This window comes from Azohydromonas lata NBRC 102462 (genome assembly GCF_001571085.1).
GTDB classification, from domain to species: Bacteria; Pseudomonadota; Gammaproteobacteria; order Burkholderiales; family Burkholderiaceae_C; genus Azohydromonas; species Azohydromonas lata.
This window is the reverse complement of record NZ_BCTC01000095.1, coordinates 1-24,520: the sequence shown is the minus strand read 5'-3', so window position 1 is coordinate 24,520 and position 24,520 is coordinate 1. Positions and strand designations below refer to the sequence as shown.

Sequence of the window (24,520 nt, the reverse complement as noted above, 5' to 3'; positions counted from 1 at the left end):
TGGAAAGCGTCTCGTAGCCCAGCCCAAGCCGGTCCATGGTGCCGGCCTTGAAGTTCTCGCTGAAGACGTCGGCGCCGGCCACCAGGCGCAGCACGATCTCCAGGCCGCGCGGGTCCTTCACGTCCACCGCCAGGCTCTTCTTGTTGCGGTTGAAGGTGGAGAAGAAGCCTGCGCCCGACCCCAGCAGGCGCCGCGTGCTGTCGCCGGCCAGCGGCTCGACCTTGATGACCTCGGCGCCGAGGTCGGCCAGGATCATGCCGCAGGTGGGGCCCATCACCATGTGTGTGAACTCAACGACGCGCACGCCTTCGAGCGGCAGCGCCTGGGTGTGCGGGGCGACGGCGGGGGTGGCGGCGGAAGTGGTGGGCTCGCTCATGCGCAGTCCTTTTCAATGCGGTCCAGCAGACGTTCGCTTGCGGGGCAGCGGCCGTCGGCATACGTGAAGCCCTTGGTCAGGCCGGCTTCGGGGGTCATGCCGTAGAGCGGCTCGCCGGGCAGGCCGGCGGCCAGCGCGTCGCGCGCGGCCATCAGGCGCTCCAGGTCCACGCCCGTGTGCACGCCCATGGCCTCGAACATGAACACCAGGTCTTCGGTCACCACGTTGCCCGACGCGCCGGGCGCATAGGGGCAGCCGCCCAGGCCGCCTTGCGAGGCGTCGAAGGTGCGCACGCCCACATCAAACGCGGCCAGGCAGTTGGCCAGGCCCAGCCCGCGGGTGTTGTGCATGTGGGCCGCGCCGGTGCGCTCGCCTATGGCGGCGCGCACGCGGTTGAAGAGGCGCCGCACCTGCGCGGGGTGGGCCATGCCGGTGGTGTCGGACAGGCCCACCTCGTCCACGCCCGCCTCGACGGCGCGTTCGGCCACCCACACCACCTCGTCTTCCGGCACGGCGCCCTGGAGGGTGCAGCCGAAGGCGGTGGACATGCCGACCTCGACGCGCGCGCCGGGATAGCGCTCCCGGCGCAGCGCGGTGATGGCGCACAGATCCTGCAGCGCCTGCTCGCGCGTCTTGCGCACGTTGGCCAGCGAATGCGCTTCGCTGGCCGACAGCGGCATGGAGATCTTGTGCACGCCCGCGGCCAGCGCGGCCTCGGCGCCGTGCAGGTTGGGCACGAGCGCCATCACGGTCAGGCCGGGCTTGGCCAGCGCATGGCGCACCACGTCGGCCACGTCCGCCATCTGCGGCAGCAGCCTGGCCGGGACGAACGAGCCGACCTCGATCTCGCGCAGGCCGGCATCGAAGAGGCGGTCTATCCAGGCGCACTTGGCCACCGTGGGCATGGTGCGCCCAACGCTTTGCAGGCCATCGCGCGGGCCCACTTCGCTGATCAGGACCGAGGGTAGGGACATGCTCGCCTTCAAAATTCTGTAGGTTAGAACTTTGTTCTGTCAGAAGAATCCTAAGTCGGGACCCAGGGACCGTCAAATCCCGCTGGATGCGGCGGGATAAAGTCGCCAGCCCGGGCGGGACCGCCCGCTGAACGCAATCGAGAACGAAGAGATGCCCCGTAAAGCCGCTGTTGCTTCCGTGGCCGACCAGCACGCCGCCCCAGGCGGCGCTGCGGCGGTGGACCGTGCCCTGAGCCTGTTGTGCGCCTTTCGCAGCGGCGAAGACGCCTTGTCGCTGGCGGAGTTGTCCGAGCGCACCCAGCTCTACAAGAGCACCGCATTGCGGCTGCTGGCGTCGCTGGAGCACGCGCGGCTGCTGCAGCGCATGGCCGACGGCCGCTACGCGCTGGGACCGGAGGTGGCGCGGCTCAATGCCGTCTACGCCGCCTCCTTCTCGCTGGAGGCGCAGGTGATGCCGGCGATGCGCGAGCTCGTGGCCGCGACGCAGGAGAGCGCCGCTTTCCACGTCCGCCAGGGCGACCAGCGGCTGTGCCTGTACCGGGTGGATTCGCCGCACCTGCTGCGCGACCACATCCGCGCCGGCGACCTGCTGCCGCTGGACCGGGGCGCCGGTGGACGGGTGCTGATGGCGTTCGGGGGCGCCCAGGGGCGCATGTACGAGGAGATACGCCAGCGCGGCTTCGTGGTGCTGTCCAGCGACCGCGTGCCGGGGCTCACCGGCATCTCCGCGCCGGTGTGGAATGCCGCGGGCGAGCTGGCCGGCGCACTGACGCTGACGTTGCCTGAGCAACGCATGAAGCCGGAGTTCACGGACGCCGTGCGCGACGCGGCCAAGCGGCTGACGCAGCGCTTGGGCGGGCCGGCGTCAGCCTGAGGCGGCGATCAGGCGGCGACACGCCGCCGTGAAGTCGGAGCGCAGGGCGACGGGCCGCCCTGCGAAGACGCCGGCGTGAGAGCGTCAAGCCGCCGCGCGGGCACCGCTGCAAGGCGCCGCCGTGGCCAGCGCGTGAAAACGCGGGGCAGCGTCTGCCCCACGCGACCACGCCCACGCCAGCGCCGCCTTCAGTGGTTGTGCCGCGGCGTCTTGGCGGCGATGCGCCGGTATTTCAGCGCGAACTCCAGCGTGGCGCCGTCGGCGAGCTGGTTGGTCTTTTCGCGGTACAGCTCTTCCCACGGCGAGTGGCTCGCGGGCACGGGCGGCGCGGGCAGATCGCGCTTGCGGCGCTCGATTTCCTCCGTCGCCACCAGCGCGTCGCAGGTGCCGGCGTTGAGGTCGATGCGGATCACGTCGCCCGTCTGCAGCCAGGACAGGCCGCCGCCCGCGGCGCTCTCCGGCGAGCAGTTGAGGATGGAGGGGCTGTCGGCCGTGCCCGACTGGCGGCCGTCGCCCAAGGTGGGCAGGGTTTCTATGCCGCGGCGGATGAGGGCATCGGGCGGCTGCATGTTCACCACCTCGGCCGAGCCCGGCCAGCCCAGCGGGCCGGCGCCGCGCATCACGAGGATGCAGCCCTCGTCGATATTGAGCGCCGGGTCGTTGATGCGGTGGTGGTAGTCGTCCGCGCCGTCGAAGACGATGGCGCGTGCCTCGAAAACGCCTTCCTGGCCTGGATTTTTCAGGTAGCGGTTGCGGAAGCGCTCGGAGATCACCGAGGTCTTCATGATGCCGAAGTCGAACAGGTTGCCGCTGAGCACCAGGAAGCCCGCGCGCTCCATCAGCGGATCGTTGAAGGGGCGGATCACCTCGCGGTCCGTGGCCTCGCGGCCCTGCAGGTTCTCGCCGATGGGCTGGCCGGTGACGCTCAGGCACTGGCCGTGCAGCTTGCCGGCCTGCTGCAGCTCCCACATCACGGCGGGCACGCCGCCGGCGCGGAAGAAGCGCTCGCCCAGGTACTTGCCCGCGGGCTGCATGTTCACCAGCAGCGGCAGCTCGTAGGCGTGCTGGGTCCAGTCCGTGGGCTCCAGCTCCACTTCGGCATGGGCGGCCATGGCCATGATGTGCACCTGCGCGTTGCTGGAGCCGCCGCAGCAGCTCACCACCGACAAGGCGTTGAGAAAGCTCTCGCGCGTGAGGATCTTGGACGGCCGCAGATCCTCGTAGGCCATCTCCACGATGCGCCGGCCCGTGTCGTAGGCCATCTGGCCGCGCTGGCGGTAGGGCGCGGGAATGGCGGCGCAGCCGGGCAGCGACAGGCCCAGCGCCTCGGCCACGGCGTTCATGGTGGAGGCCGTGCCCATGGTGTTGCAGTGTCCGGCGGACGGGGCGCTGTCGCAGGCGCGCTGCAGGAACTCCTCCTCGTCGATCTCGCCCGCGGCCAGCTTGCGGCGGCTGCGCCAGATGACGGTGCCCGAGCCCACCAGCTCGCCCTCGTGCCAGCCGTCGAGCATGGGGCCGCCGGAGAGCACGATGGCCGGGATGTCCACCGTGCTGGCGGCCATGATGCCGGAGGGGGTGGTCTTGTCGCAGCCCGTGGTGAGCACCACGGCGTCTATCGGGTAGCCGTAGAGGATCTCGACCAGCCCCAGGTAGGCCAGGTTGCGGTCCAGCGCGGCGGTTGGGCGGCGGCAGTTCTCGAAGATGGGGTGCACCGGGAATTCCATGGGAATGCCCCCGGCGTCGCGGATGCCCTCGCGCACGCGGCGCGCCAGCTCCAGGTGGATGCGGTTGCAGGGCGAGAGGTCGCTGCCCGTCTGCGCGATGCCGATGATGGGTTTGCCCGAGCGCAACTCGGCCGGCGTGAGGCCGTAGTTCATGAAGCGCTCCAGGTACAGCGCCGTCATGTCCGAGCGCTGCGGGTCGGCGAACCACTCGCGCGAGCGGAAGGGGCGGGCGGGTTTCTTGTCCATGGGAGTTGTCTTTCTGCGCAAAGGGGGTGCTGCGGTGCCAAGCCGCCCACGAGGCGCGGCAATTCTGCCGCCCGCTCATGTGCTTGCGCGCCTTGGGGACCGGGGTGAATCCCTGGGTGCTACGGTGACGATTCCATCCCCTGGAACCGCACCAGCCCATGGACACCGACTGGCTCATCCGCGACGCCGACGCCCGGGACCTCGCCGGCATCGCCCTGCTGTATGAAACCTCCGGCGTGGACGCGCCGGGCACCAGCGACCCGCACACCCTGCGCGCCCATTTCGCCCGGCTGCAGTCGCTGCCCGGCGCCCGCGTGCTGGTGGCCGCGGCGGCCGATGGCGGCGCGCTGCTGGGCACGCTCACGCTGTTCGTCCTGCCGCTGCTGGCCCACGGCGGCACGCCCGGCGCGCTGGTGGAGGACGTGGCCGTGCACCCCAACGCGCAGGGCCGCGGCCTGGGCCGGGCCTTGATGGCGCACGCCCTGCGCATCGCCGGCCAGGCCGGCTGCTACAAGCTCGCGCTCAGCTCCAACGCCAAGCGCGCCGACGCGCACGCCTTCTACGAGCGCCTGGGTTTCAAGCGCCACGGCTACAGCTTCGTGGTGGACGTGCAGCCGCCCGTCGAATGAGCTGAAGCCGCGCCGGCACCCACGCGCGCGGCCCAGCCTCCGTGAGCGTCAGTGCAGCGGGCAGCCCTTGCAGCCGTCCACCATGGCGCCGCGCCACTGCGTGGTGCCGTCCATGGTCGCGCCGCTCAAGTCGGCACCGGCGAGGTTGGCGCCCTGGAAGTTGGCGCCGCGCAGGTCCGCACCTTGGAGCGCCGCGCCGCGCAGCTCGGCGGCGTTGAAGTCGGCGCCGCGCAGGTCGGCCTGGCGCAGGTCCGCCCCCTGGAGGCTGGCGCCGTTGAAGCTGGCGCCGCCGGCACGGGCCTGCGACAGGTTGGCCTCGGCCAGCTTGGCGTTTTGCAGGTTGGCCTCGGTCAGCTCGGCGGCCTGCAGCGACGTGCGCTGCATCTGCGCGGCGCGGAAAGCCGTCTTGCCCAGGCTGGCGCGCTCCAGCCGGGCGCCGGGCAGGCGGGCCTGGTTGAGGTTGGCCTCGCGCAGCTTGGCACCCGTGAGGTCGGCGCCGGTGAGGTCGGCCTTGAGGAAGTTGGAGTGGTTGAGCTCGGCGCCGCGCAGGTCGGCGTGCGCCAGGCTGGCGTCGGGGCACAGCGTGGCCGTGGTGAGGCTGCAGCCGTTGACGCTGTCGCTGCCGGCCATCGCGGGACCGGTGGCCAGCGCCCAGGACGCCAGCGCCGCCAGCAGGCCGGCGGCTCGCCATGAGGATTGAGGCATCGTGTTTCTCGCACAATTTGCAGGTGCCCGCCGGGTTGCAATCGCCATGCCGCCAGGCGCACCGGCCGCGCCGCGCCTCCCTGGCGGCGGGCCGGCCCAAGCTGTAAGCAAGGGTAGGCACCACGGCTGTGCGCAGCCGCCCGCGGTGGCGGCCAGGCGGCGCCTCAGCGCCGCTGCCAGCCGTTGCGCGCCTGCACGCCCAGGAAGGCGTGGTCGGTGAAGAAGCCGTCCATGCCCAGGTTGAGGAAGGCGCGCACCTGGCCCGCCAGGTCGCCCAGCGCGGCGGGGTCGCTGCCCTGGTCGAAGTCGTCCGGCAGGAACTGGTTTTCGGCGCGGAAGGTCCAGCCGTGCACCAGCAGCCCCGCGGCATGCGCGTCGCGCACCAGCGTGGTGGGCGTGCCCAAGCGGCCGGCCACCAGCGGGATCATCAGGCTGGTGTTGGCACCCACGCCCTGCGCATAGCCGGCGATGTCCGCCAGGCCCGCGGGCTTGGCCAGGTCGGCATAGGTGCGGGCGTCACCGGACACCGTGAAGTCCCAGGGCTGGCCGCTGCCGTTGAGCAGTTGCACCAGCGGCAGCCTGGTCATGCCCGCGAGCTTGCGCAGGTTGGCGACTTCGAAGGACTGGATGAAGACCGGGTCCTTGCGGCTTTGGTAGCCCCAGGCGTGCAGCGTGCGCACCAGCGGCTCCTCCAGCGACAGGCCCAGGCCCTGGAAGTAGCTCGGGTGCTTGGTCTCGGGATAGAGGCCCACGGCCCGCCAGGGCTTGCCGCCGGCGCGCTCGCGGCGGCGGTCGTTGGCGTCCTTCACCAGGCGCAGGATCTCGGTGAGCGTGGGCACCTGGAACATGCCGTCGAAGCGCGCGTTGGCCACGCGCAGCTCAGGCAGCCGTTCGCGGGCGCGCAGGGTCTTCAGCTCGGCGAGGGTGAAGTCCTCGGTGAACCAGCCGGTGAGGGTGACGCCGTCTATGGTCTTGGTGGCGCGGCGCGAGGCGAATTCGGGGCGGTCGGCCACGTCGGTGGTGGCTTCGCGCACGCTGCCGTCGGCGTTGAGGATGGCGATGGCGTTCTCGTGCCGCGCCACCAGCACGCCGTCCTGGGTGCTCACCAGGTCCGGCTCTATGTAGTCCGCGCCCATTTCAATGGCCATCCAGTAGGCCGCCAGCGTGTGCTCCGGCAGGTAGCCGCTGGCGCCGCGGTGGGCGATGACCACGGGCTCCGCGGCGCCGGGCTTGTCCTGCCCGGGTGGAGCCGCCATCGCTGCGGGGGCAACCATCACCAGCGCAGCGCTCAGGCCGGCCAGCAGCCGGCGGCGAAGAATCATCATCGAAGGACTCCAGGTGCTTGCACGCCCAAGCTTTGGACGCGGGCGCACTGTGCGCAGCGCGCATGTCAGCGCCGTGACGTGGCGCCGCCGCTCCCGCGCCTGCCCGGGGTGGACGCCGCGCGGGGCGGTTCAAGTGCGGGAGCCGGCCGTCATCACGCCGTCACGGCACTTCCGGCTCCGTCAGCCGTCCCTCGCGACCAGCACGGGACTGCTGGACTCCGGCGCCGCGGCGCGGGCGTCGCCCAGCCCCTGCGCGCCGTCGTGCCGCGGCAAGGCCACGACATGCCGCCAATGCAGCCGCATCATTTCCTGGCGCACCTGCTCCACCGTGACCAGGCCGTGGCAGGCCAGCGCCCACAGCTCGTCGAAGCCCTGCTCGTACTGCGGCGAGCGGTATCCCGGGATGTGACATGCAGCCATGTGAAACCTGCCTTTGCTCAAGCAACGTCAAGGCCGCCCTTGTCTGCCCGGTGCGTGACGGCACGATGACCGGGCCTTGCCACAGGAGGCGCATTTCCCCAAGGCCCCAGGCTTTACCCACCCCATGAATACGGGGATTTCCGCAGGGGTTTTCCATAGAATGCGCGCACCTCAACACCGACAGAGGAGTGGACGTGGAACCCCATCAGGTCACGGTTTACAGCTTCGACGTTTTCGACGTGGACGGGCGCAACTACATGCCGTTCAAGGCGACGCGCGAGGAAATCCTCAGCCGCTACGGCGGACAACTGATTGAAGGCACGGCCGAGACCGTGCCGCTGGACGCCCTGGACGACGAGGGCCACTACCGCCGCTGGAGCGGCGGCTGGACCGAGCAGCACTTCGCGCTGCTGCGGCACTGAAGCGCTTCGCCGCGGCGCAGGGCGCTCAGGCGCCGGCGGGCGGGCAGCGTGGCGCCATGCCGGCGGCCGCTCCACTGCGCACCGACACCAGCATCCGCAGGAACTGGTCGCACACCGCGGACCAGTCAAAGCACAGCGCGCGCTCACGCGCACCCTGGCGCGGCAGCGCCAGGGCCTGCAACGCAGCGGTGTGTAAATCTTCGTGCAGCACGCCGCCGCCGGAGTCGCCCACCACGTCCAGCGGTCCGGGCACCGGGTAGGCCGCCACGGGCGTGCCGCAAGCCATGGCTTCGAGCATGACCAGGCCGAAGGTCTCGCTGCGGCCGGGAAACACGAACACGTCCGCGCTGCCGTAGATGGCCGGCAGCTCATGGCGCGGCACGATGCCGCGCCAGTGCACGCCGGGAAAGGCCTTCATCAGCGCGTCGCGCAGCGGCCCCGTGCCGTACACCACCTTGTCGCACGGCAGGTCCAGCGACAGGAAGGCCTCCAGGTTCTTCTCGTAGGAGAGGCGGCCGACGTAGAGGAACACCGGGCGCCGCCACGGCTCAGGCGGCTCGCCGGGCCTGAGGGCGGCCGCGGGCTGGAACAGCCGCAGGTCCACGCCGTGCGACCACGCCCGCGCGTTGGTGAAGCCGTGGCCGCGCAGCAGATTGAGCATGCCGTCGCTGGGCACCATCACGGCGCTGGCCGGCGCGTGAAAGCGCCGGAACCACGCGTAGCTCCAGCGCACGGGAATGCGCAGCCCCTTGGCCAGGATTTCCGGGAATCGCGTGTGGAAGGCGGTCGTGAAGGCCCAGCCGCGCCGCAGGCAGTGCCGCCGCGCGGCTGCGCCCATGGGGCCTTCGGTGGCGATGTGCACGGCGTCTGGCTGCAAGGCGTCGAGCTGGCGGGCCACGCCGCGCCCGGGGCGCCAGGCGATCTCGATCTCGCGGTAGCCGGGGCAGGGAAAGCGCCGGTAGGCGCCGGGCTCGATGACGTGCACCTCGTGGCCGCGGGCGCGCACGCCCTCCACCAGCTCCACCAGCGCCGTGACCACGCCGTTGACCTGGGGCTGCCAGGCGTCGGTGACCAGCGCGATCCTCATGGCTGCACCCGGACCTGCACCGGGTTGGGCAGCGTGGGCGGCCAGCGCAGGGGCGCCGGGGCCTCGTCGCCGGACAAGGGCACGGACAGCGTCGTGTCCGGCCGGCCCCATTCGACGATGGCCAGTTGCCCGTCGAAGTGCTCCACCAGCGCCGTCATGCTCTCCACCCAGTCGCCGTCGTTGCAGTAGAGCAGCCCGTCGATGTTGCGAATCTCGGCGTGGTGGATGTGGCCGCACACCACGCCGTCCACGCCGCGCTTGCGCGCCTCATGGGCCACGGCGCGCTCGAAGTCGCTGACGTAGCTCACCGCGCGCTTGACCTTGAGCTTCAAGTACTTGGACAGGCTCCAGTACGGCAAGCCCAGCCGCGCGCGCAGGCGGTTGAAGTGGCGGTTCAGGCGCAGCGTGAGCTCGTAGAGGTTGTCGCCCAGGTAGGCCAGCCACCTGGCGCACTGCACCACGCCGTCGAAGAGGTCGCCGTGCGTCACCCACAGCCGCCGGCCGTCGGCGGTGCGGTGCACGGCCTCGTCCACCACCTCGATGCCGCCGAACTCGTGCTGCACGTAGCGGCGCGCGAACTCGTCGTGGTTGCCGGGGACGAACACCACCCGCGTGCCCTTGCGCACCTTGCGCAGCAGCTTCTGCACCACGTCGTTGTGCGCCTGCGGCCAGTACCAGGAGCGGCGCAGTTGCCAGCCGTCGATGACGTCGCCCACGAGGTAGAGGGTTTCGCAATCGACACGCTTGAGGAAGTCCAGCAGCGCCTCGGCCTGGCAGCCCGGCGTGCCCAGGTGCAGGTCCGAGATCCAGACCGTGCGGACGAGCCAGCGGCCGTCGCCGCGCGGGCCGGGCGCGGGGTGGCGCCCGGACAGGTCGGGGAAGTTGGGCAGGGGAGGAGGGTCGCGGTGCATGGCAGGCCATGCTGGGCGCACGCCGTGACGAAGCGGTGTCGGATCGGTGACGCATCCATGACGCCGCGCGCTCGGCCCCCCAGCGGCCGCGGCCCGCGCGGGCGGCCTTGGGCGCCCCGGCAAGGCACACTGCCGCGCCGCAGCGCTTCCAAGTTGGCGGCACCAGGCCCAGCCCTACCCCCATGCACAACTCCCCGACGCCCTCCCGCCGCCGCATGCTCCAGCTCCTGGGCGGCGTGCCGCTGCTGCCGCTGGCCGCCGCGGGCTGCGCCTCAGGCCGACCAGGGCCGGACGCGGCCCCTGCCGCCCCCCAGGGCCGCGGGCCCGTGCGCAGCGTGCGCTTCGAAGGCATGGCCGCGCCCACGCTGGCCGACCCGGCCGCCATGGCCACCACCCGCGTCGCCTCGGCCCTGGTCGCCACGCTGGCCGACGGCTCGCAGCGCCGCCATGCGCTGCAGTACGACACCTTCTTCATCACCGGCGCGCTGGTGCCGGACGGCGCGGGCGGCCAGGTCGTGGCCGGCGGCTGTTTCGACATCCACAACCGCCCCATCACAGACCCCAGCAACCCCGGCCGCCGCCAGTTCTTCTCCGACGCGCCGGACGGCATGTCGCTGCTGCAACTGCCCCGGGCGAACGTGCCCGGCGTGCGCGGCCACACCCTCTTTGCCGTGGTGCAGTTCGAATACACCACGCGCGACGCCGCGGGCGCCTCCATGTACGGCCAGCTGCCTTCGCCCATCGCCGTGCTCACGCTGGACCAGGACCCCGCCACCGGCCGCCTGCGCCTCGTGAAGTACGCCAACGTGGACACCAGCGCCGTGCACGGCCTGTGGACCACCTGCGGCGCCAGCCTCTCGCCCTGGAACACGCACCTGGCCAGCGAGGAGTACGAGCCCGACGCCGCGTTCGGCGACGAAAGCCTGGCCGCGTTCAGCCGGCACCTGTATGGCGACCCGGCCCGCGCCAACCCCTACCACTACGGCCACCTGCCGGAAGTGACGGTGCTGCCCGACGGCACGGGCCGCATCGCCAAGCACTACTGCCTTGGGCGCATCTCGCACGAGCTGGTGCAGGTCATGCCGGACGAGCGCACCGTGCTCATGGGCGACGATGCCACCAACGCCGGGGCCTTCATGTTCATTGCCGACCGGCCGCGCGACCTCTGCGCCGGCACGCTGTACGTGGGCCGGTGGCACCAGACCTCCGCCAGCGGCCCCGGCGCCGCCACCCTGAGCTGGATACGCCTGGGCCACGCCAGCAGCGCCGAGATACGCGCGCTGGTGGACGGCGGCATACGCGCCGCCGACATCATGGACGTGAGCAAGGCCGACCCCGCCGATGCCAGCTTCACCAAGATCCCCTTTGCCGGCGGCTTCCACTGGGTGCGCGTGAAACCGGGCATGGAAAAGGCCGCGGCCTTCCTGGAGACGCACCGCTTTGCCGCGCTGGCGGGCGGCTCGCTGGGCTTCACGAAGTGGGAAGGCACCACCGTCAACGCGCGCGACAAGGTGGCCTACGTGGCCATGTCGCGCATAGAAGCCTCCATGCTCGACGGCTCCGGCGGCGTGAAGGTGGAGGGCCCGTACTCCGGCGCCGTCTACGCGCAAAACCTGCGCGGCGGCCAGCGGGACCACCGTGGCGCGCCCATCGCCAGCGACTGGGTGCCCGTGGACATGGCCGCCGTGCCCGCGCTGGTGGCCGAGGACTTCGGCGGCGGCAAGCTGCGGCGGCAGGACGCTCTGGGCAACTTCGCCCACCCGGACAAGCTGTCCATGCCGGACAACCTGAAGTTCAACGAGGCGCTGCGCACCCTTTTCATCGGCGAGGACAGCAGCACCCACGTCAACAGCTTCCTGTGGGCCTACGAGGTGGACACGGGCCGGCTCTCGCGCCTGCTGTCCTGCCCGGCCGGGGCCGAGTCCACGGGGCTGCACGCGGTGGACGCCGTCAACGGGTTCACCTACGTCATGAGCAATTTCCAGCACCCGGGCGACTGGGAATCGCCGCTGCACGACAAGGTGAGGCCGGTGCTGGACCCGCTGATCCGCGCCCGCTACCGCGACCGCAACGGCGCCGCGGTGGGCTACCTCACGGCGGCGCCGGCAGCGCACGCGCCCGGCTGAAGCGGCGGCGCCGTCCAGGTCCAGGAAGTCACTCCCCTTTTGTCCCCCTCCATGAGTCGCAACCTTTGGGCGCTGGTCGCCTTGCAGGGCCTGTTCCTCACCAACAACGTCACCTTCATCGCCATCAACGGCCTGGTCGGCCTGTCCATGGCGCCTCACGCCTGGATGGCCACGCTGCCGGTGATGGCCTACGTGGTGGGCGGCGCGCTGTGCACCGGCCCCGTGGCCTGGACGCAGGCCCGCTTCGGCCGCAAGGCCAGTTCTCAATTTGGCCTGCTGGTGGCGCTGGGCTCCACGCTGTTGTGCGCCTGGGCGGCCAGCACGCGCAACTTCGGGCTGATGTGCTTCGCCACCCTGGTGGCCGGCTACTACTCGGCCAACGGCCAGCTCTACCGCTTCACGGCCGCGGAGTTCGCCGTGCCCGCCGCGCGCGAGAAGGCGGTGTCGCTGGTGATGGCCGGCGGGCTGCTGGGCGCCGTGGTGGGCCCCAACCTGGCCTCGCGCACGCGCGACCTGGCGGCGCTGCCCTTCGTGGGCGCCTACCTGGCGCTGGCGGCCGCCTGCCTGGCGCTGGCGCTGCTGGCCTTCCTCTTCACCGGCGCCACCACGCTGTCGCTGTCGGCCTACACGGCGGTGGAGAAGGACAGGGCGCAGGGCGCTTCATCATGTTCGCCGTCATGGCCGTCACCGCCTTCAGCTCCGGCGCCCTGGTCAGCGCCGCGCAGGGCTGGAGCTGGCTGAACCTCGGCTCGGTGCCCGCGGTGCTCGCCATGGGCGCGGGCCTGGCCTGGCTGGCGCTGCGCCGGCGCGACCAGCCCGCGGCGGCGTAGCCGGGCGGCGGCCAGGCCGCTCGAACGGCAGGCGTTAGACGGTCTAACACCGGGTTCAGGGGGGCCAAGCCGGCGCCGTGCCGGCCCGCCCTCGGCGCCTCACACCGCCAGCTTGAAATTGGCGGTCAAGCCCTGCAGCCGGCTGGCCTGGCGGTGCAGCAGCTCCGACGTCGCAGCGGACTGCTGCACCAGTGCCGCGTTCTGCTGCGTGGCGGCCTCCACCTCGGAGACGGCGCCGCTGAGCTCGCGGATGCGGCTGGTCTGGTTGGCGGCGGCCTGCAGCAGCTCTTCCATGGAGTGCGCCATGCGCGCCACCGAGGCGTTGATGCGCTCCATGCGCGCCTGCGCGTCGCTCGCGGCCTGCGTGCCCTGATCCACCACGTGCACCGACTCGCGCGCCAGCGACGCGATCTCGGCCGAGGCCGACGCGGCACGCTCGGCCAGCACGCCCACTTCCTGCGCCACGACGCTGAAGCCGCGGCCCTGCACGCCCGCGCGCGCGGCCTCCACCGCGGCGTTGAGCGCCAGCAGCCGCGTCTGCAGCGCGATGCGCTCGATCACGCCGGTGATCTCGGTGATGCGCGAGGCGCTGCGTTCGAGCTGGTCCATGGCGCCGCACACGCTGGCCACGGCCTCGCTGCCGTCCTGCGCGGCGCCGGTGGCCGAGTGGGCCAGTTGCGTCACGGCGTTGGCCGTGTGCTCGGTGTGGCCCACGCAGCGCGCGAGCTCGCTCATGGCCGCGGCCGTCTGCAGCAGGTCCGCCGCGGTGCGCTCGGTGCGGGAGGAGAGGTCGCCGTTGCCCGCGGCGATCTGCACGCTGGCCGCGGCCACCGCCTGGCTGGACTGCTGCATGTCGTGCAGCATCTCGCGCAGCCGCGCCTGCATGGCCGCCATGGCGCGCAGCAGTTGCGAGAACTCCTGCACCCCGCCCGTGGCGATGTCGCCGGCCAGGTCGCCCTTGGCAATGCGTTGCGCCACCGCCACGGCATGCGTCAGCGGCACGGTCACGGCGCGCACGCCGGCCCAAGCCAGCCAGGCGAACACCGCGATCGACAGCGCCGCCACGCCCAACATGGCCTGGCGCCAGAAGTCACTGCGCGACTGCGCATGCGCGCGCCGCTCCTGGCCGCGCGCGGCCACGTCGTCCGAGAGCCGGCCCACCAGCGCGGCCAGGCGATCGGCCTGCGCACGCGCGCCGGAGAGCAGCTGGAAACCCTCGGTGGCGGTGACGATGCGGCCGTTGATGCTGTCCTGTATCACCGCGCCGGCGCTCTTCTCGTAGCCGGAGAGCAGGGCGCCCAACTCGTCGGCCGCGGCGCCGTTGCCGCGCTCGCGCAGGGATTGCAGGCTGTCCTTGGCGGCGCCCAGCGCCTGGTGCCAGCGCGACTGCAGCGCCTTGGCGGCCTGCGCATCGTCGATGTTGATGAGCGCCTCCTTGTCCAGGCGCATCACCTCGCCCAAGTGCAGCCGCAGCGTGGCCACGCCGGCTTGGGCGGCGAACTCGTTGTCGGCAAAGGCGCCGAACTCGGCGTTCACGTCGCGCAGCGCCAGCGTGGCGGCAGCCAGGACGACGAGCAGCGTCAAAATGGATGCGACCGCACCGGCGGCCAGCTTGGCTCTCAGGGTGGCTCGGGGTCCGAAAATCATGTTGTGTTCCATCGAGTCAAACGGGGGGAGGCGATGCAGAGCAGGTGGTTACGCCTGCATCAAGGCCGCGATTCGGCCATGCAACAAGGTGTTTCCCTATGAAAGCCGAGTGGGGACGCCGTGTAAGCGGCGCCTTCATCAAGCTGTCACGGCTTGGGGTGCAAGGTGTGCCGGCGCAGCGCAAGCCGCGCCCGTTCGTGGCCGGGTGCGGTGTTTGCCCTGACGTCCACACCATGCCTGCCACCCGCCGCGTGATGCTGATCCGGCATGCCGAGGAGCCTGACAAGGGCGCCGGCATCCTGGGCGTCGACGAGTCCGGCCACCCGGATGCCGAGGCGCTGTCCGTGCGCGGCTGGCAGCGCGCCGGGGCGCTGGCGGGCCTGTTCACGGCCTGCGCGGGACATGGCGCGGCCTACCGGCCGCTGGCCCCGCCCATGGCCGTGTTCGCCGCCACCGACGCCGGCAAGAGCCGGCGCCCGCTGTGCACGGTGCAGCCGCTGGCTCGGCGGCTGGGCCTGGAGGTGGACACGCGCTTCGGCTCCGAGGACGCCTTGGCGCCGATGCTTGCCGCCGTGCTGGCCTGCCGCGGCCCGGTGCTGGTGTGCTGGCGCCACCAGACCATGGGTGACGTCGCGCAGGCGCTGTGCGGCGGGCCCGCGCGCCGCTGGGACGCGGCGCGCTTCGACCTGGTGTGGGTGTTCGAGCGCCAGGGCGGCGCCTGGCAGCTCACCGAGCTGCCGCAGCGGCTGCTGGCCGGCGACGGCTGAGCCGCGGCCGAACCGCAGGCCAACCGCAAACGAACCATCGGCCGGCGCGCCGTGAAGGAGGCTCATTCGTGCACGAAGTCGAGATCAAGCTGCAAGTTCCCTCGGAACACCGCGCCGCGCTGGAAGCGGCGCTGGACGTGGCGCAATGGCACCTCACGCGGCTGGAGGCCCACTACTTCGACACGGCCGGCCGCCAGCTCGCCGCGCACGGCTTTTCGTGGCGGCTGCGCCGCGAGAACGGCCAGTGGGTGCAGACGCTCAAGGGCGACGGCGGCCACCTGCTGCAGCGCCTGGAGGACGAGGTGGAGGTGTCCGCCCAGGAGGGGCGGGAGGTGCCCAGGCCCGATATCCGGCGGCATGGCGGGAGCCCCGCCGGGCGGGCGCTGGCCAAGGCACTGGGCGGGGCGCTGGACGACCTCTCCACCCTGGTGGTGGAGCAGTTCCATAGCCGCGTGGAGCGCCGCGCGCGGGTGATGAACCGGCACGGCGCGCAGGTCGAGGTGGCCTTCGACCTGGGCAGCCTGCACGCCAAGGGCCGCAGCGTGCCGGTGTGCGAGCTGGAGCTGGAGCTCAAGGACGGGCCGGTGACGGCGCTGTTCGAGCTGGCGCGGCCCTGGGTGGCGGCGCACGGGCTGTGGCTGTCCACGGCCGCCCTGGCGCGGCGCGGGGCGCTGCTGGCCGAGGGGCGCGATGTCGGTCCCGCGATCAAGGCCGGCGTGCCGGCGCTGGCGTGGTCGCAGTCGCCGCAGGCGCTGCTGCGCGCCATCGTGGCCAGTTGCCTGGAGCAGATCCTGCCCAACGCGGGCGCGATCGCCGCGGGCAGCGTGGAAGCCGAGCACGTGCACCAGGCCCGCGTGGGGTTGCGCCGGCTGCGCACGGCGCTGCGCGAGCTGGGCGACTTCGCCCCCGCGCTGGACGAGGCCGGCGCGCAGGTGCTCGCCACCACCTTCTCACGCTTGGGCGAGGTGCGCGACCAGGAGGCCGTGGCCCGCGCCGTGCTCGCGCGCCTGGCGCAGGCGGGCGCGCCGGCCGGGCTGCAGTGGCCCAAGGCCGAGGGCGAAGTGCACCCGCCCGCCGCGGCCGTGCGCGACCCGGCGTTCCAGGCGGTGCTGCTGGACCTGCTGGCGTTCACGCTGGCCGAGGCGCCGGCCGAGGCGCCGTGCAAGCACGACGGCGGCTGCCGCAAGGCGCTGCGCCGGCGGCTCGTGAAACTGCACAAGCAGGTGGTGCGGGACGGCGAACGCTTCACCGAGCTGCCCGTGGAGCAGCAGCACCGCGTGCGCAAGCGCCTGAAGCGGCTGCGCTACCTGAGCGAGTTCCTGGCGCCGCTGTACGGCCCGCAGGCCGTGGAGCGCTACGTGGAGGCGCTGCGCCCGGCGCAGGACGCGTTGGGCGAGCACAACGACGACGCCGTGGGCCTGGAGGCTTTCGGCCGCGCGACGGCCACGCAGCCGCAGGCGTGGTTTGCCGTGGGCTGGCTCAACGCGCAGCAGGCCTCCAGCGCCCGCGACTGCCGCCGCGCGCTGCGCAAGGTGGCCGAGGCGCCGCGGTTCTGGAAGAAGCGCGGCCACTAACCAGCACCAACGGCCCCTGGCGGGGCCGCCGAGCCGGCATCAGCGCTGCGGTCCCGGCGTGGGCCCGGGCTGCTCGCCGCCCGGCATGCGCCCGTTGGGCTTGTGCACGGCACCCGCTTCGCCGCCCTTGGGCAGCGAGGCGCGGCCGGCCAGGCCCAGGTCCAGCGCCATCAGGCGCAGCTCCAGCGCGCTTTGCAGCCGCAGCTTGGTCATCACGGCGGCGCGATGCTTTTCCACCGTCTTGGGGCTCAGGCCCAGCTCCTGGCCGGCGCTGCGGTTGGTGTGGCCCGCGGCGATGAGCAGGAAAACGTCGCGCTCGCGCGGCGAGAGCCGGTCCAGCGGGCAGGGCTGCGGCGCCGCGGGCGCGGGCTGCGTGAGCTGGCGCGCCATCTCGGCGTCCAGGTAGATGCGCCCGGCGAACACGCAGCGCACGGCGTCCAGCAGCTCCTGCTCGGTCAGGTCCTTGCGCAGCAGGCCCGCGCAGCCGGCGGACAGCACCTCGCGCACGGACACGGCGTCGTCGCGCTCGTTCATCAGCAGCACGCGCACGGCGCCGGACTGGCTCACCAGCCGCGCCACACCCAACCCATTGCCGCCGGGCAGGTGCATGTCCAGCAGCACCACGTCGGGCTGCAGCTCCTCGGCGCGGTGCACCGCCTCGTGGGCGTCGCCGGCCTCGCCGATGACGTTGATCTCCGCGTCCACCGCCAGCGTGGAGCGCAGGCCGACACGCATGAGGCGGTGGCCGTCGGCCAGCAAAACTCGGATGCTCATTGAGGTCTCCCCGCAAGAATGGAGCGGCCGGCGGCGAACCGTCCGGTGCATTGGTTGGTGTTGTCGAGCTGCATGACGGCACTCATTGGGTTCACGTGGCCGGGCCTGCTTCGCGGAAAGCGGGCAGCGGCAAGGGTGGGAGCAGGCGCCAGCCTTCGGCATCGGCCAGCCCGGTGAGTCGCGCGTGCTGCCAGGCATCGGCCGGCAGCACGCAGGTTTCGGCGTTTTCCAGTCCCTGGCGGACGGCAAAGCCCATCAGCCGCTCGCGCACGGTGTAGGGCACGTCCACCTGGCAGGACTCCCAGCACAGCGCCTCCAGCGCGCCGTGGCGCAGCGCCATGAGCTGCAGGCCGCGCTGGCGCAGCAGCGCCACCAGGGCGTCGCCGCGGGGCAGGTCGGCGCTGCGGTACTGCAGGTCCTCGGCCAACGCGGCGCGCATCGAACGTATCGCCACGCCCTGCGAGCCCAGCGCCGCACCGAGCCCGTGCACCAGCTCGCCGGAGACGGCCGCCGCCAGCCAGCGCTGCCCGCCCGGGGCCAGGCCCAGCGTCACCTGCAGCGCCTCGTCGCCCGTGTTGACGGCAAACAGGGCGCGGGCCCGGTCCACCGCGTCGCGCCAGCGGTGCTGCGCCGGCAGCAGGTAGTAGCTCAGGCACTCGTCCTCCAGCACCACCACCGCCGAGCGCGGCAGCGCGTGGCCGGTGCGGCGCACGGCCTGCAGCGCCGAGCGCAGCGCGGCTTCCGGCCAGTCCCCGGCCATGCTCAAGGCCACGGCCGGATGCGAGCGCCAGCCGGCGCGCCACAGCGCCAGCGCACAGTGCTGCGGGCCGATGCGCACCCACAGCTCACTGCGCAGCCGCAACGCCACCGCGGGCCACCTGCAATCGCGTGGCGCCGGCGACACGGCCCGGCTTGAGCGCAAAGACGCCACGGCATGCGGCGTCCGCGCCAGGCCGGCGCAAGCCGCCGAATCCGGTGTGCCCTGCAGACCCGGTGTGGGAGACACCCGGGCCTATGGGCCTGGTATTTAACAATTTCCCTTCGTTGAAGGGATTCCCTCGTTTCATTGTTTTCCCCGTTTTTCCATCCGGGCGGGCTTCAATTGCCCTGCCGCGCCGGCTACCCCTCGGTTCTTATTCGCTGGAATTCTTCTTGCGGGCGATTCCCCAGTCGGCGAACCGCATTGCACATGAATACCTTAGGGCGGGTCCGCATGGGGTGTGTTACGCGAGTGTCAACAAATTGGTTACACACGCGCCGAAATATCCGGCGCCATCCGACGACGGAATCATTTCAATTGATATTGATTAATTAAAACTTGTCCGCGCCGCGGCCAAGCCCCTGCGATGCGTGCGCGGCCCGTGCCGGCGGCGTGGCGCAGGGCGTACACCGGCAAGGCCATCCACGGCCGCCTGCGCTCATGAAGCGACAAGAGCCGCCCTGCATTCACCACGAACCGCTCGTTTGCCGCCCACAAAGCACGCTTCATGGAAGCCAAATGGCTCGCAAATAGTTACATCCCGTTTCCATGAAGATTGTGCCCCTGTTCCTGCGGCGGGCCCGACGGGCTGATGCGCTGCACTCAGGCGCGGTGCGAAAGGGCATCGCAGAAAGCCGTAAGGGCAAAAACAGCGCGGTGTGCTCCACGGCCATTTGAGAAACGACGCCCGCGATGCGCCCAATGGCCTTCAGCCTACACGACAGTATTCAGCGAAAATCACGACGATGGCGTTGAAAACAAGAGGCCATTCAGCACCAAGGTCCGACATACACCTGAACCGTTCATTGAAGCTGGCCGCGAACCGCATGCCGGCAATTCCTTTATCGTGCCCCCATATTCCATCGGCGGATGGCGGCTCCAAAATTCAATCCGCTCGACCCATACTATAAAAAAATAGGGCGGGACGATGCATGTCCCACGCAGCCTCGGCTTGGAGCGCAGCTGGGCTTTGGCCGCTTCCATGCCCTGCGCCCCGCATTCAGCCCGGACAGCCGTTATGGGTACGCCACTTGGCACCCAGACACCGGTGCGTCAACGAGCACATAACTCCATGGAAGACGCCATCCGAAGATGATGGCCCCGACATTCATGTCTTCAACCCAACCGTCTCTTTTCCGGCGCCACATTTGGAAAGCGTCAAATCAATAAATGGTTCTTTCAGCAAGATTTTCTTGTGCAAGACCTGTGAATGGGTCGGCATGTTTCCAATCCATGGAACATATGCCGGCTCCACCCTAGGTGGTTTTACGGAAATGATGGTTTTCTTCACCTCCCGTGAGCAGAAAGCTGCTCCAGGATTTTGTTGAAGGCCTTTGAAGAAACCCCCATGGCGTCCCACACCGCCCGCCATCCACCGTGGTCTATGCCGGACGCCTTCTCGTCGATATTCACGGGCCCGCACGCCGGATTCGCCGGCGCCTCACGGCGCCCGCCGCCACCAGCGCAGCGCCAAAAGCGCCAGCACGGCCGTGACCACGGCGATCAGCGCCACCACGATCCAGAAGCCGTGGCCGTGGTCGGCCAGCGGGATGCCGCCCACGTTCATGCCCATCAGTCCGGCCACCAGGTTGATGGGCAGCGCCAGCACCGTGACCATGGTCAGCGCGAACAGGCTGCGGTTGTTCTGCTCGGCCACGTGGGCGGCGGCCTCGTCCTGCAGCAGCTTGATGCGCTCCTGCAGCGCCAGCACGTCGCGCAGCACCACGGAAAAATCCTCGCCCGCGTGGCGCAGCAGCTCGCGCTCCTCGGCCGCCATCCAGCGCGGCGGCGAGCCGAGCACGCGCAGCAGCGCCGTGGGCTCCGGCGCCAGCAGCCGCTGCAGCCGCACCGTCAGCCGCCGCAGCCGCGCGAGCTCGCCGGCGTGGTGCGTGCCGCGGCGCGCCAGCAGCTCGTCCTCGATGTCGTCCACCCGGTCCGCGGCGGCGCGGTGGATGCGCTGCAGCTCGTCGGCCTGGTCGCCCAGCAGGTGCTCCAGCAGCGCCACCGTCGAAGCGATGGGCTCGCCGCGGTTGACGGCCGCGCGCAGCCGGTCCACCGCGCGCAGCGGCTGGCGCCGCGCGCTCACCACCAGCCGCGGCCCCAGGCTCACCCACAGCGTGGCCACGTCGTTGGGGTCGAAGGAGAAGTCGAACGTGACGTCGTTGAGCACCGCCAGCAGCGTGTGGCCGTCGCGCTCGATGCGCGTGGAGCGCGAGCCCAGCGCGTTGATGACTTCGAAAAAGCCCTCGGGCAGCCGCGCGTGTGCCTGCAGCCAGGGCAGGGCCTTGGCGTGGGTGAGGTTGAAGTGCAGCCAGACGAAGCCCGGGTCCGCGTCGTCGGTTGGGCGCTGCAGCCAGCGCAGGGCCTCGTCGGTGCCCAGCGGCGCGCCGCTTTGGCCGGGCAGGAAGTGAAAGCCGCACACCAGCCCGTTGGCGTCGGCGCCGTAGCCGGCCAGCGTCTGCCGGTACAGCGCCTCGGGGCCGGCGGCGGGCCTGGCCGCCGCCGGCGTGCCGTCGGCCAGCCCGCTGCCGCGGCCTTCGCCGGCCATGCGCTCAGGCCTTGAGCGTGAGCGTGAAGTGCCCCTGCTGCCCCCACTGCGCGATCTCCTCGCGCAGCAGGTGCAGCGTGCGCGGGTCGGCCGGCAGGTCGCCGGGCTCCCAGCGCAGGTTGTGGCGCGTGGCGTTGACGGGGTCCATGCGCAGCCGCGGCGCCTCGCTGTCGCGCCGCGCATGGCAGCGGATGGCCGCCAGCCGCAGGCACAGCGCCTGGCGCGCGAAGGAGCGCCGCGCCAGCGAGGCCTCCACCTTCTTGAGCCCGCCGCGCTGCGCCAGCACCAGCTCCGCAATGCGCCGCTGCTGGCTCTGCGAGAAGCCGGCCGCGTCCACGTGGCCGATGAGGTAGGCGCTGTGGCGGTGGAAGTCGTGGTGCGAGACGCAGCGTCCAACCTCGTGCAGCGCGCAGGCCCAGGCCAGCTCGCGGCGCTCCTCGGCCGAGGCGTCGGCCGCGATGTCGCGGTGCAGCGCCATGGCCACGTCGTGCACGCGCCGCGCCTGCGCCAGGTCGCAGTGGAACTGGCGCTGCAGCCCGGCCACGGAGGCGTCGCGCAGGTCCGGCGCCTCGCCGCTGGCGCTTTGCTGGCGCTCGTGCAGGTCCACGATCACGCCCTGGCGCAGCGCGCCCTTGGCCGGGGCGATGTCCTTGATGCCGAACTCGCTCATCAGCGCGGCCAGGATGGACAGCCCGCCCGCGATCACCGGGCGGCGGTCGTCGCGCAGGCCGCGCAACTGCAGCCGGTCGATGTGCCCGGCATCCACGCAGCGCTCTATGCACCAGTTCAGCGCCGAGGGCGTGATGCGCCCGTCCGTGATGCCGTGGTTCACCAGCATCAGCGACACGGCGCCGGCCGTGCCGGAGGAGCCCAGCGCCTCCTGCCACATGTGCGGCTCGAAGCTGGTTTCGGCCTCCTCAAACTCGGCCTGCGCCGCCACGCGGGCGGCCTCGAAGGCGGCCTTGGTGAGCAGGCCCTCGGCGAAGTAGCGCTGCGACAGCGACACGCTGCCGACCTGGAACGACTCGGCCTCGCCCGGCGTGCGCCCGCACCCAAGCACCAGCTCCGTGGAGCGCCCGCCGATGTCTATGACCAGGCGCGGCAGCGCCGAGGGCTGCAACTGCGCCACGCCCACGAAGATCAGGCGCGCCTCCTCGCGGCCGGAGATCACCTCCACCGGCGCGCCCAGCACGTCGCAGGCGCGCAGCAGGAAGGCGTCGCGGTTGCGCGCCTCGCGCAGCGTCTGCGTGGCCACGGCGCGCAGCCCGCCCAGCTCGAAGCCCGCCAGCCGGTCGCGAAAGTGCCGCAGCGTCTGCAGGCCGCGCTCGGCCGCCTCCTCCTGCAGCATGCCGTGCGCGTCCAGCCCGCCCCCCAGGCGCACGACTTCCTTGAGGCTGTCCAGCCGCTGGTAGCGCCCGCCCTTGAGCTGGCCGATCTCCAGCCGGAAGCTGTTGGAGCCCATGTCGATGGCTGCCAGCGGCAGCGAGGTGGCTTGGTTCATGGGAAGAGTCGGGTTCTGCAAGGGTCTGCTGCGCGGGGCAGGCCGCATGCCATGCAGGCGGCCCAAGCACGCGGTGTTGTGGGTTGTAGTGAAGCCCAGCCTAAGGCATGCGGGTGACATCTCCATGACACCCGCCAAAGCCTCATGCGAAAGGGCTTGCGGCCGTGGTGCCCATGCTGCCCCCGCACGACGGCGCAGGCGCCGCCCGCGGCTTGTCACGGTAGTGACATATGTCGCAACTAGTCTGCCGGCATTCGCTTTTCACCCAGGAGTCGTGATGAAACGCCTTGCCGCCCGCTTCACCTTTTCCCTGCCGCTGGCCTGCGGTGCCCTGTTCGTCGCCGCCACCGGCCACGCGCAGGCCCAGGACGTCACCGGTGCCGGCGCCACCTTCCCCGCGCCCATCTACGCCAAGTGGGCCGAGGCCTACAACAAGGCCGCCAGCGTGCGCGTGAACTACCAGTCGGTGGGCTCCGGCGCGGGCATCAAGCAGATCAAGGCCAAGACGGTGGACTTCGGCGCCACCGACATGCCGCTCAAGGACGAGGAGCTGGCCGCCGACGGCCTGGTGCAGTTCCCCACCGTCATCGGCGGCGTGGTGCCCGTGGTCAACGTCAAGGGCCTGCAGCCCGGCCAGTTGAAGCTCACCGGCCAGGTGCTGGGCGACATTTACCTGGGCAAGATCACCAAGTGGAACGACGCGGCCATCACGGCCCTCAACCCGGGCGTGTCGCTGCCTGACGAGGCCATCGCCGTGGTGCGCCGCGCCGACGGCTCCGGCACCAGCTTCCTCTTCACCAACTACCTCTCCAAGGTCAACGCCGAGTGGAAGTCCAAGGTGGGCGAGGGCACCGCCGTGAACTGGCCCACGGGCGCGGGCGGCAAGGGCAACGAGGGCGTGGCCGCCTTCGTGCAGCGCCTGCCCGGCGCCATCGGCTACGTGGAGTACGCCTACGTCAAGCAGAACAAGATGACGTATGCCCTGCTCAAGAACCAGGCCGGCAACTTCGTCGCCCCCGACGACCTCAACTTCAAGGCCGCCGCGGCTGGCGCCGACTGGACCAAGACCTTCTACCAGGTGCTGACCGAGCAACCCGGCAAGGACGCCTGGCCCCTGACCGGCGCCACCTACATCCTCATGCACAAGACGCCCGAGAAGCCCGTCAACGCCGCCGCGGCCTTGAAGTTCTTCGACTGGGCCTACGCCAACGGCGACGCCATGGCCACCGAGCTGGAATACGTGTCGCTGCCCCAGGCCGTGAAGGTGCTGGTGCGCAAGCAGTGGAGCGGCATCAAGAGCGCCGACGGCAAGGCGCTGGCCGCCGCCAACTGACACGCCGTTGCCAGGCCGCCGCCCGCGCCGCCGCGCGGCGGCGGCCCGCCCCGGCAGTACCCCCCAACACCTCGCGGATCGCCACCCATGGCCAAGCCGCGACCCAAGGACGCAAGGAGGCCCATGAGCACTCCCATGCCGACGACGGGCCACCTGCGCGACCTCGCCTCCCGGCAACGCACCGCACCCCTGTCCTCGCCCCCATCGCAGCCCCGCTTCTCGCCCTGGCCGGACCGCCTCTTCTCCGCCGCAGCCCACGCCGCCGCCGTGCTGGTGCTGGCGCTGCTGGTGGGCATCATCGTGTCGCTGGTCATCGGCGCCGCGCCGGCCATCAAGGCCTACGGCCTGGGCTTCCTGTGGACCAGCGAATGGGACCCGGTGCTGGAGCACTTCGGCGGCCTGGTGATGATCTGGGGCACGCTGGCGAGCTCGGCCATCGCGCTGCTGATCGCCGTGCCGGTGAGCTTCGGCATCGCCGTTTTCCTCACCGAGCTGGCCCCGGGCTGGCTCAAGCGCCCGCTGGGCACCGCGGTGGAGCTGCTGGCGGCCGTGCCCTCCATCGTCTACGGCATGTGGGGCCTGCTGGTGTTCGGCCCGCTGCTGGCGCGCTTCGTCCAGCAGCCGCTGCAGGCGGCCTTCGGCAACGTGCCGTTGCTGGGACAACTGTTCCAGGGCCCGCCCGTCGGCCTGGGCCTGCTGTCGGCCGGGATCATCCTGGCCATCATGATCATTCCCTTCATCGCCTCCG

Annotated in this window: 23 protein-coding genes and 1 pseudogene; 9 read left to right on the top strand and 15 right to left on the bottom strand. The window is 71.3% G+C overall.

What is annotated here, in order from left to right; translation table 11 throughout:
- The coding region (locus ALA01S_RS24065; RefSeq protein ID WP_174548655.1) for a CoA transferase at positions 1-376 on the bottom strand (376 nt) is incomplete at its 3' end.
- On the bottom strand, positions 373-1,350 hold the full coding sequence (locus ALA01S_RS24060) for a hydroxymethylglutaryl-CoA lyase (protein WP_066341831.1): 978 nt from the start codon (positions 1,348-1,350) through the stop codon (positions 373-375). The genes ALA01S_RS24060 and ALA01S_RS24065, both read right to left, overlap by 4 nt.
- 151 nt (positions 1,351-1,501) lie before the next feature.
- On the opposite strand from ALA01S_RS24060, the gene ALA01S_RS24055 reads away from it, so the two are divergent.
- Positions 1,502-2,224, top strand: a complete 723-nt coding sequence (locus ALA01S_RS24055; protein WP_066341829.1) for an IclR family transcriptional regulator — start codon at positions 1,502-1,504, stop codon at positions 2,222-2,224.
- A gap of 188 nt (positions 2,225-2,412) precedes the next feature.
- Here ALA01S_RS24055 and ALA01S_RS24050 read toward each other — a convergent pair whose 3' ends face one another.
- Positions 2,413-4,194, bottom strand: coding sequence for an IlvD/Edd family dehydratase (locus tag ALA01S_RS24050; RefSeq protein ID WP_066341828.1), 1,782 nt, complete (start codon positions 4,192-4,194; stop codon positions 2,413-2,415).
- Between the two features lie 158 nt (positions 4,195-4,352).
- On the opposite strand from ALA01S_RS24050, the gene ALA01S_RS24045 reads away from it, so the two are divergent.
- Positions 4,353-4,823: a GNAT family N-acetyltransferase gene (locus tag ALA01S_RS24045; RefSeq protein WP_066341826.1), complete on the top strand. Its 471-nt coding sequence runs from the start codon at positions 4,353-4,355 to the stop codon at positions 4,821-4,823.
- Positions 4,824-4,871: 48 nt separating this feature from the next.
- Here the strand turns inward: ALA01S_RS24045 and ALA01S_RS24040 are convergent, their stop codons facing one another.
- The 3 genes from ALA01S_RS24040 to ALA01S_RS24030 form a co-directional block, all read right to left on the bottom strand.
- A complete protein-coding gene (locus ALA01S_RS24040) occupies positions 4,872-5,528 on the bottom strand; it encodes a pentapeptide repeat-containing protein (RefSeq protein ID WP_066341824.1) in 657 nt (218 codons plus the stop codon).
- Positions 5,529-5,692: 164 nt separating this feature from the next.
- A complete protein-coding gene (locus ALA01S_RS24035; protein ID WP_157119244.1) occupies positions 5,693-6,853 on the bottom strand; it encodes a glycerophosphodiester phosphodiesterase in 1,161 nt (386 codons plus the stop codon).
- A 180-nt stretch (positions 6,854-7,033) separates the two neighbouring features.
- Entirely contained in the window at positions 7,034-7,273 is a 240-nt protein-coding gene (locus ALA01S_RS24030) for a hypothetical protein (protein ID WP_066341822.1), read from the bottom strand.
- A gap of 194 nt (positions 7,274-7,467) precedes the next feature.
- Here ALA01S_RS24030 and ALA01S_RS24025 point away from each other — a divergent pair, with 194 nt between their 5' ends.
- Positions 7,468-7,695, top strand: a complete 228-nt coding sequence (locus ALA01S_RS24025; protein WP_084267883.1) for a hypothetical protein — start codon at positions 7,468-7,470, stop codon at positions 7,693-7,695.
- Between the two features lie 25 nt (positions 7,696-7,720).
- Here ALA01S_RS24025 and ALA01S_RS24020 read toward each other — a convergent pair whose 3' ends face one another.
- Positions 7,721-8,782: a glycosyltransferase family 4 protein gene (locus ALA01S_RS24020; protein ID WP_066341818.1), complete on the bottom strand. Its 1,062-nt coding sequence runs from the start codon at positions 8,780-8,782 to the stop codon at positions 7,721-7,723.
- Positions 8,779-9,693 carry a UDP-2,3-diacylglucosamine diphosphatase gene (locus ALA01S_RS24015; protein WP_084267881.1) on the bottom strand — a complete coding sequence of 305 codons (915 nt, stop codon included), beginning with the start codon at positions 9,691-9,693 and terminating at the stop codon, positions 8,779-8,781. The genes ALA01S_RS24020 and ALA01S_RS24015 overlap by 4 nt, the downstream gene beginning before the upstream one ends.
- 182 nt (positions 9,694-9,875) lie before the next feature.
- Between ALA01S_RS24015 and ALA01S_RS24010 the strand changes: the two genes are divergently transcribed.
- Positions 9,876-11,819 carry a PhoX family protein gene (locus ALA01S_RS24010; protein WP_066341817.1) on the top strand — a complete coding sequence of 648 codons (1,944 nt, stop codon included), beginning with the start codon at positions 9,876-9,878 and terminating at the stop codon, positions 11,817-11,819.
- Between the two features lie 51 nt (positions 11,820-11,870).
- Positions 11,871-12,649: pseudogene (locus tag ALA01S_RS24005) on the top strand (hypothetical protein).
- Between the two features lie 99 nt (positions 12,650-12,748).
- Here ALA01S_RS24005 and ALA01S_RS24000 read toward each other — a convergent pair.
- A complete protein-coding gene (locus ALA01S_RS24000; RefSeq protein WP_066341815.1) occupies positions 12,749-14,296 on the bottom strand; it encodes a methyl-accepting chemotaxis protein in 1,548 nt (515 codons plus the stop codon).
- 233 nt (positions 14,297-14,529) lie between these two features.
- On the opposite strand from ALA01S_RS24000, the gene ALA01S_RS34090 reads away from it, so the two are divergent.
- Together ALA01S_RS34090 and ALA01S_RS23990 are read left to right on the top strand one after the other, a co-directional pair.
- Entirely contained in the window at positions 14,530-15,063 is a 534-nt protein-coding gene (locus tag ALA01S_RS34090) for a hypothetical protein (RefSeq protein WP_066341814.1), read from the top strand.
- 68 nt (positions 15,064-15,131) lie between these two features.
- On the top strand, positions 15,132-16,637 hold the full coding sequence (locus ALA01S_RS23990; RefSeq protein ID WP_066341813.1) for a CYTH and CHAD domain-containing protein: 1,506 nt from the start codon (positions 15,132-15,134) through the stop codon (positions 16,635-16,637).
- A 39-nt stretch (positions 16,638-16,676) separates the two neighbouring features.
- Here ALA01S_RS23990 and ALA01S_RS23985 read toward each other — a convergent pair whose 3' ends face one another.
- From ALA01S_RS23985 to ALA01S_RS23970, 6 genes are all read right to left on the bottom strand, one after another.
- A complete protein-coding gene (locus ALA01S_RS23985) occupies positions 16,677-17,411 on the bottom strand; it encodes a response regulator (RefSeq protein WP_169805993.1) in 735 nt (244 codons plus the stop codon).
- A 91-nt stretch (positions 17,412-17,502) separates the two neighbouring features.
- Positions 17,503-18,279, bottom strand: coding sequence for a hypothetical protein (locus ALA01S_RS23980; RefSeq protein ID WP_157119243.1), 777 nt, complete (start codon positions 18,277-18,279; stop codon positions 17,503-17,505).
- A 420-nt stretch (positions 18,280-18,699) separates the two neighbouring features.
- Complete coding sequence (locus ALA01S_RS33440; protein ID WP_157119242.1) at positions 18,700-18,900, bottom strand: hypothetical protein; 201 nt, start codon at positions 18,898-18,900, stop codon at positions 18,700-18,702.
- A gap of 777 nt (positions 18,901-19,677) precedes the next feature.
- A complete protein-coding gene (locus ALA01S_RS35265; RefSeq protein WP_259375538.1) occupies positions 19,678-19,803 on the bottom strand; it encodes a hypothetical protein in 126 nt (41 codons plus the stop codon).
- Positions 19,804-19,831: 28 nt separating this feature from the next.
- Positions 19,832-20,938, bottom strand: a complete 1,107-nt coding sequence (locus ALA01S_RS23975) for a transporter (RefSeq protein ID WP_084267877.1) — start codon at positions 20,936-20,938, stop codon at positions 19,832-19,834.
- Between the two features lie 4 nt (positions 20,939-20,942).
- Positions 20,943-22,439, bottom strand: a complete 1,497-nt coding sequence (locus ALA01S_RS23970) for a Ppx/GppA phosphatase family protein (protein ID WP_066341805.1) — start codon at positions 22,437-22,439, stop codon at positions 20,943-20,945.
- A 277-nt stretch (positions 22,440-22,716) separates the two neighbouring features.
- Here ALA01S_RS23970 and pstS point away from each other — a divergent pair, with 277 nt between their 5' ends.
- Positions 22,717-23,772, top strand: a complete 1,056-nt coding sequence (pstS, locus tag ALA01S_RS23965) for a phosphate ABC transporter substrate-binding protein PstS (RefSeq protein WP_066341803.1) — start codon at positions 22,717-22,719, stop codon at positions 23,770-23,772.
- A 123-nt stretch (positions 23,773-23,895) separates the two neighbouring features.
- The coding region (locus tag ALA01S_RS23960; RefSeq protein WP_507762113.1) for an ABC transporter permease at positions 23,896-24,520 on the top strand (625 nt) is incomplete at its 3' end.

What these genes read in the sequence shown, in the direction of transcription:
- ALA01S_RS24060 (WP_066341831.1), bottom strand. Translation starts at nt 1,350, where the DNA reads ATGTCCCTACCCTCGGTCCTGATCAGCGAAGTGGGCCCGCGCGATGGC.
- ALA01S_RS24055 (WP_066341829.1), top strand. Translation starts at nt 1,502, where the DNA reads ATGCCCCGTAAAGCCGCTGTTGCTTCCGTGGCCGACCAGCACGCCGCC.
- ALA01S_RS24050 (WP_066341828.1), bottom strand. Translation starts at nt 4,194, where the DNA reads ATGGACAAGAAACCCGCCCGCCCCTTCCGCTCGCGCGAGTGGTTCGCC.
- ALA01S_RS24045 (WP_066341826.1), top strand. Translation starts at nt 4,353, where the DNA reads ATGGACACCGACTGGCTCATCCGCGACGCCGACGCCCGGGACCTCGCC.
- ALA01S_RS24040 (WP_066341824.1), bottom strand. Translation starts at nt 5,528, where the DNA reads ATGCCTCAATCCTCATGGCGAGCCGCCGGCCTGCTGGCGGCGCTGGCG.
- ALA01S_RS24035 (WP_157119244.1), bottom strand. Translation starts at nt 6,853, where the DNA reads ATGATGATTCTTCGCCGCCGGCTGCTGGCCGGCCTGAGCGCTGCGCTG.
- ALA01S_RS24030 (WP_066341822.1), bottom strand. Translation starts at nt 7,273, where the DNA reads ATGGCTGCATGTCACATCCCGGGATACCGCTCGCCGCAGTACGAGCAG.
- ALA01S_RS24020 (WP_066341818.1), bottom strand. Translation starts at nt 8,782, where the DNA reads ATGAGGATCGCGCTGGTCACCGACGCCTGGCAGCCCCAGGTCAACGGC.
- ALA01S_RS24015 (WP_084267881.1), bottom strand. Translation starts at nt 9,693, where the DNA reads ATGCACCGCGACCCTCCTCCCCTGCCCAACTTCCCCGACCTGTCCGGG.
- ALA01S_RS24010 (WP_066341817.1), top strand. Translation starts at nt 9,876, where the DNA reads ATGCACAACTCCCCGACGCCCTCCCGCCGCCGCATGCTCCAGCTCCTG.
- ALA01S_RS24000 (WP_066341815.1), bottom strand. Translation starts at nt 14,296, where the DNA reads ATGATTTTCGGACCCCGAGCCACCCTGAGAGCCAAGCTGGCCGCCGGT.
- ALA01S_RS34090 (WP_066341814.1), top strand. Translation starts at nt 14,530, where the DNA reads ATGCCTGCCACCCGCCGCGTGATGCTGATCCGGCATGCCGAGGAGCCT.
- ALA01S_RS23985 (WP_169805993.1), bottom strand. Translation starts at nt 17,411, where the DNA reads ATGAGCATCCGAGTTTTGCTGGCCGACGGCCACCGCCTCATGCGTGTC.
- ALA01S_RS33440 (WP_157119242.1), bottom strand. Translation starts at nt 18,900, where the DNA reads ATGAAGCGTGCTTTGTGGGCGGCAAACGAGCGGTTCGTGGTGAATGCA.
- ALA01S_RS23975 (WP_084267877.1), bottom strand. Translation starts at nt 20,938, where the DNA reads ATGGCCGGCGAAGGCCGCGGCAGCGGGCTGGCCGACGGCACGCCGGCG.
- ALA01S_RS23970 (WP_066341805.1), bottom strand. Translation starts at nt 22,439, where the DNA reads ATGAACCAAGCCACCTCGCTGCCGCTGGCAGCCATCGACATGGGCTCC.
- pstS (WP_066341803.1), top strand. Translation starts at nt 22,717, where the DNA reads ATGAAACGCCTTGCCGCCCGCTTCACCTTTTCCCTGCCGCTGGCCTGC.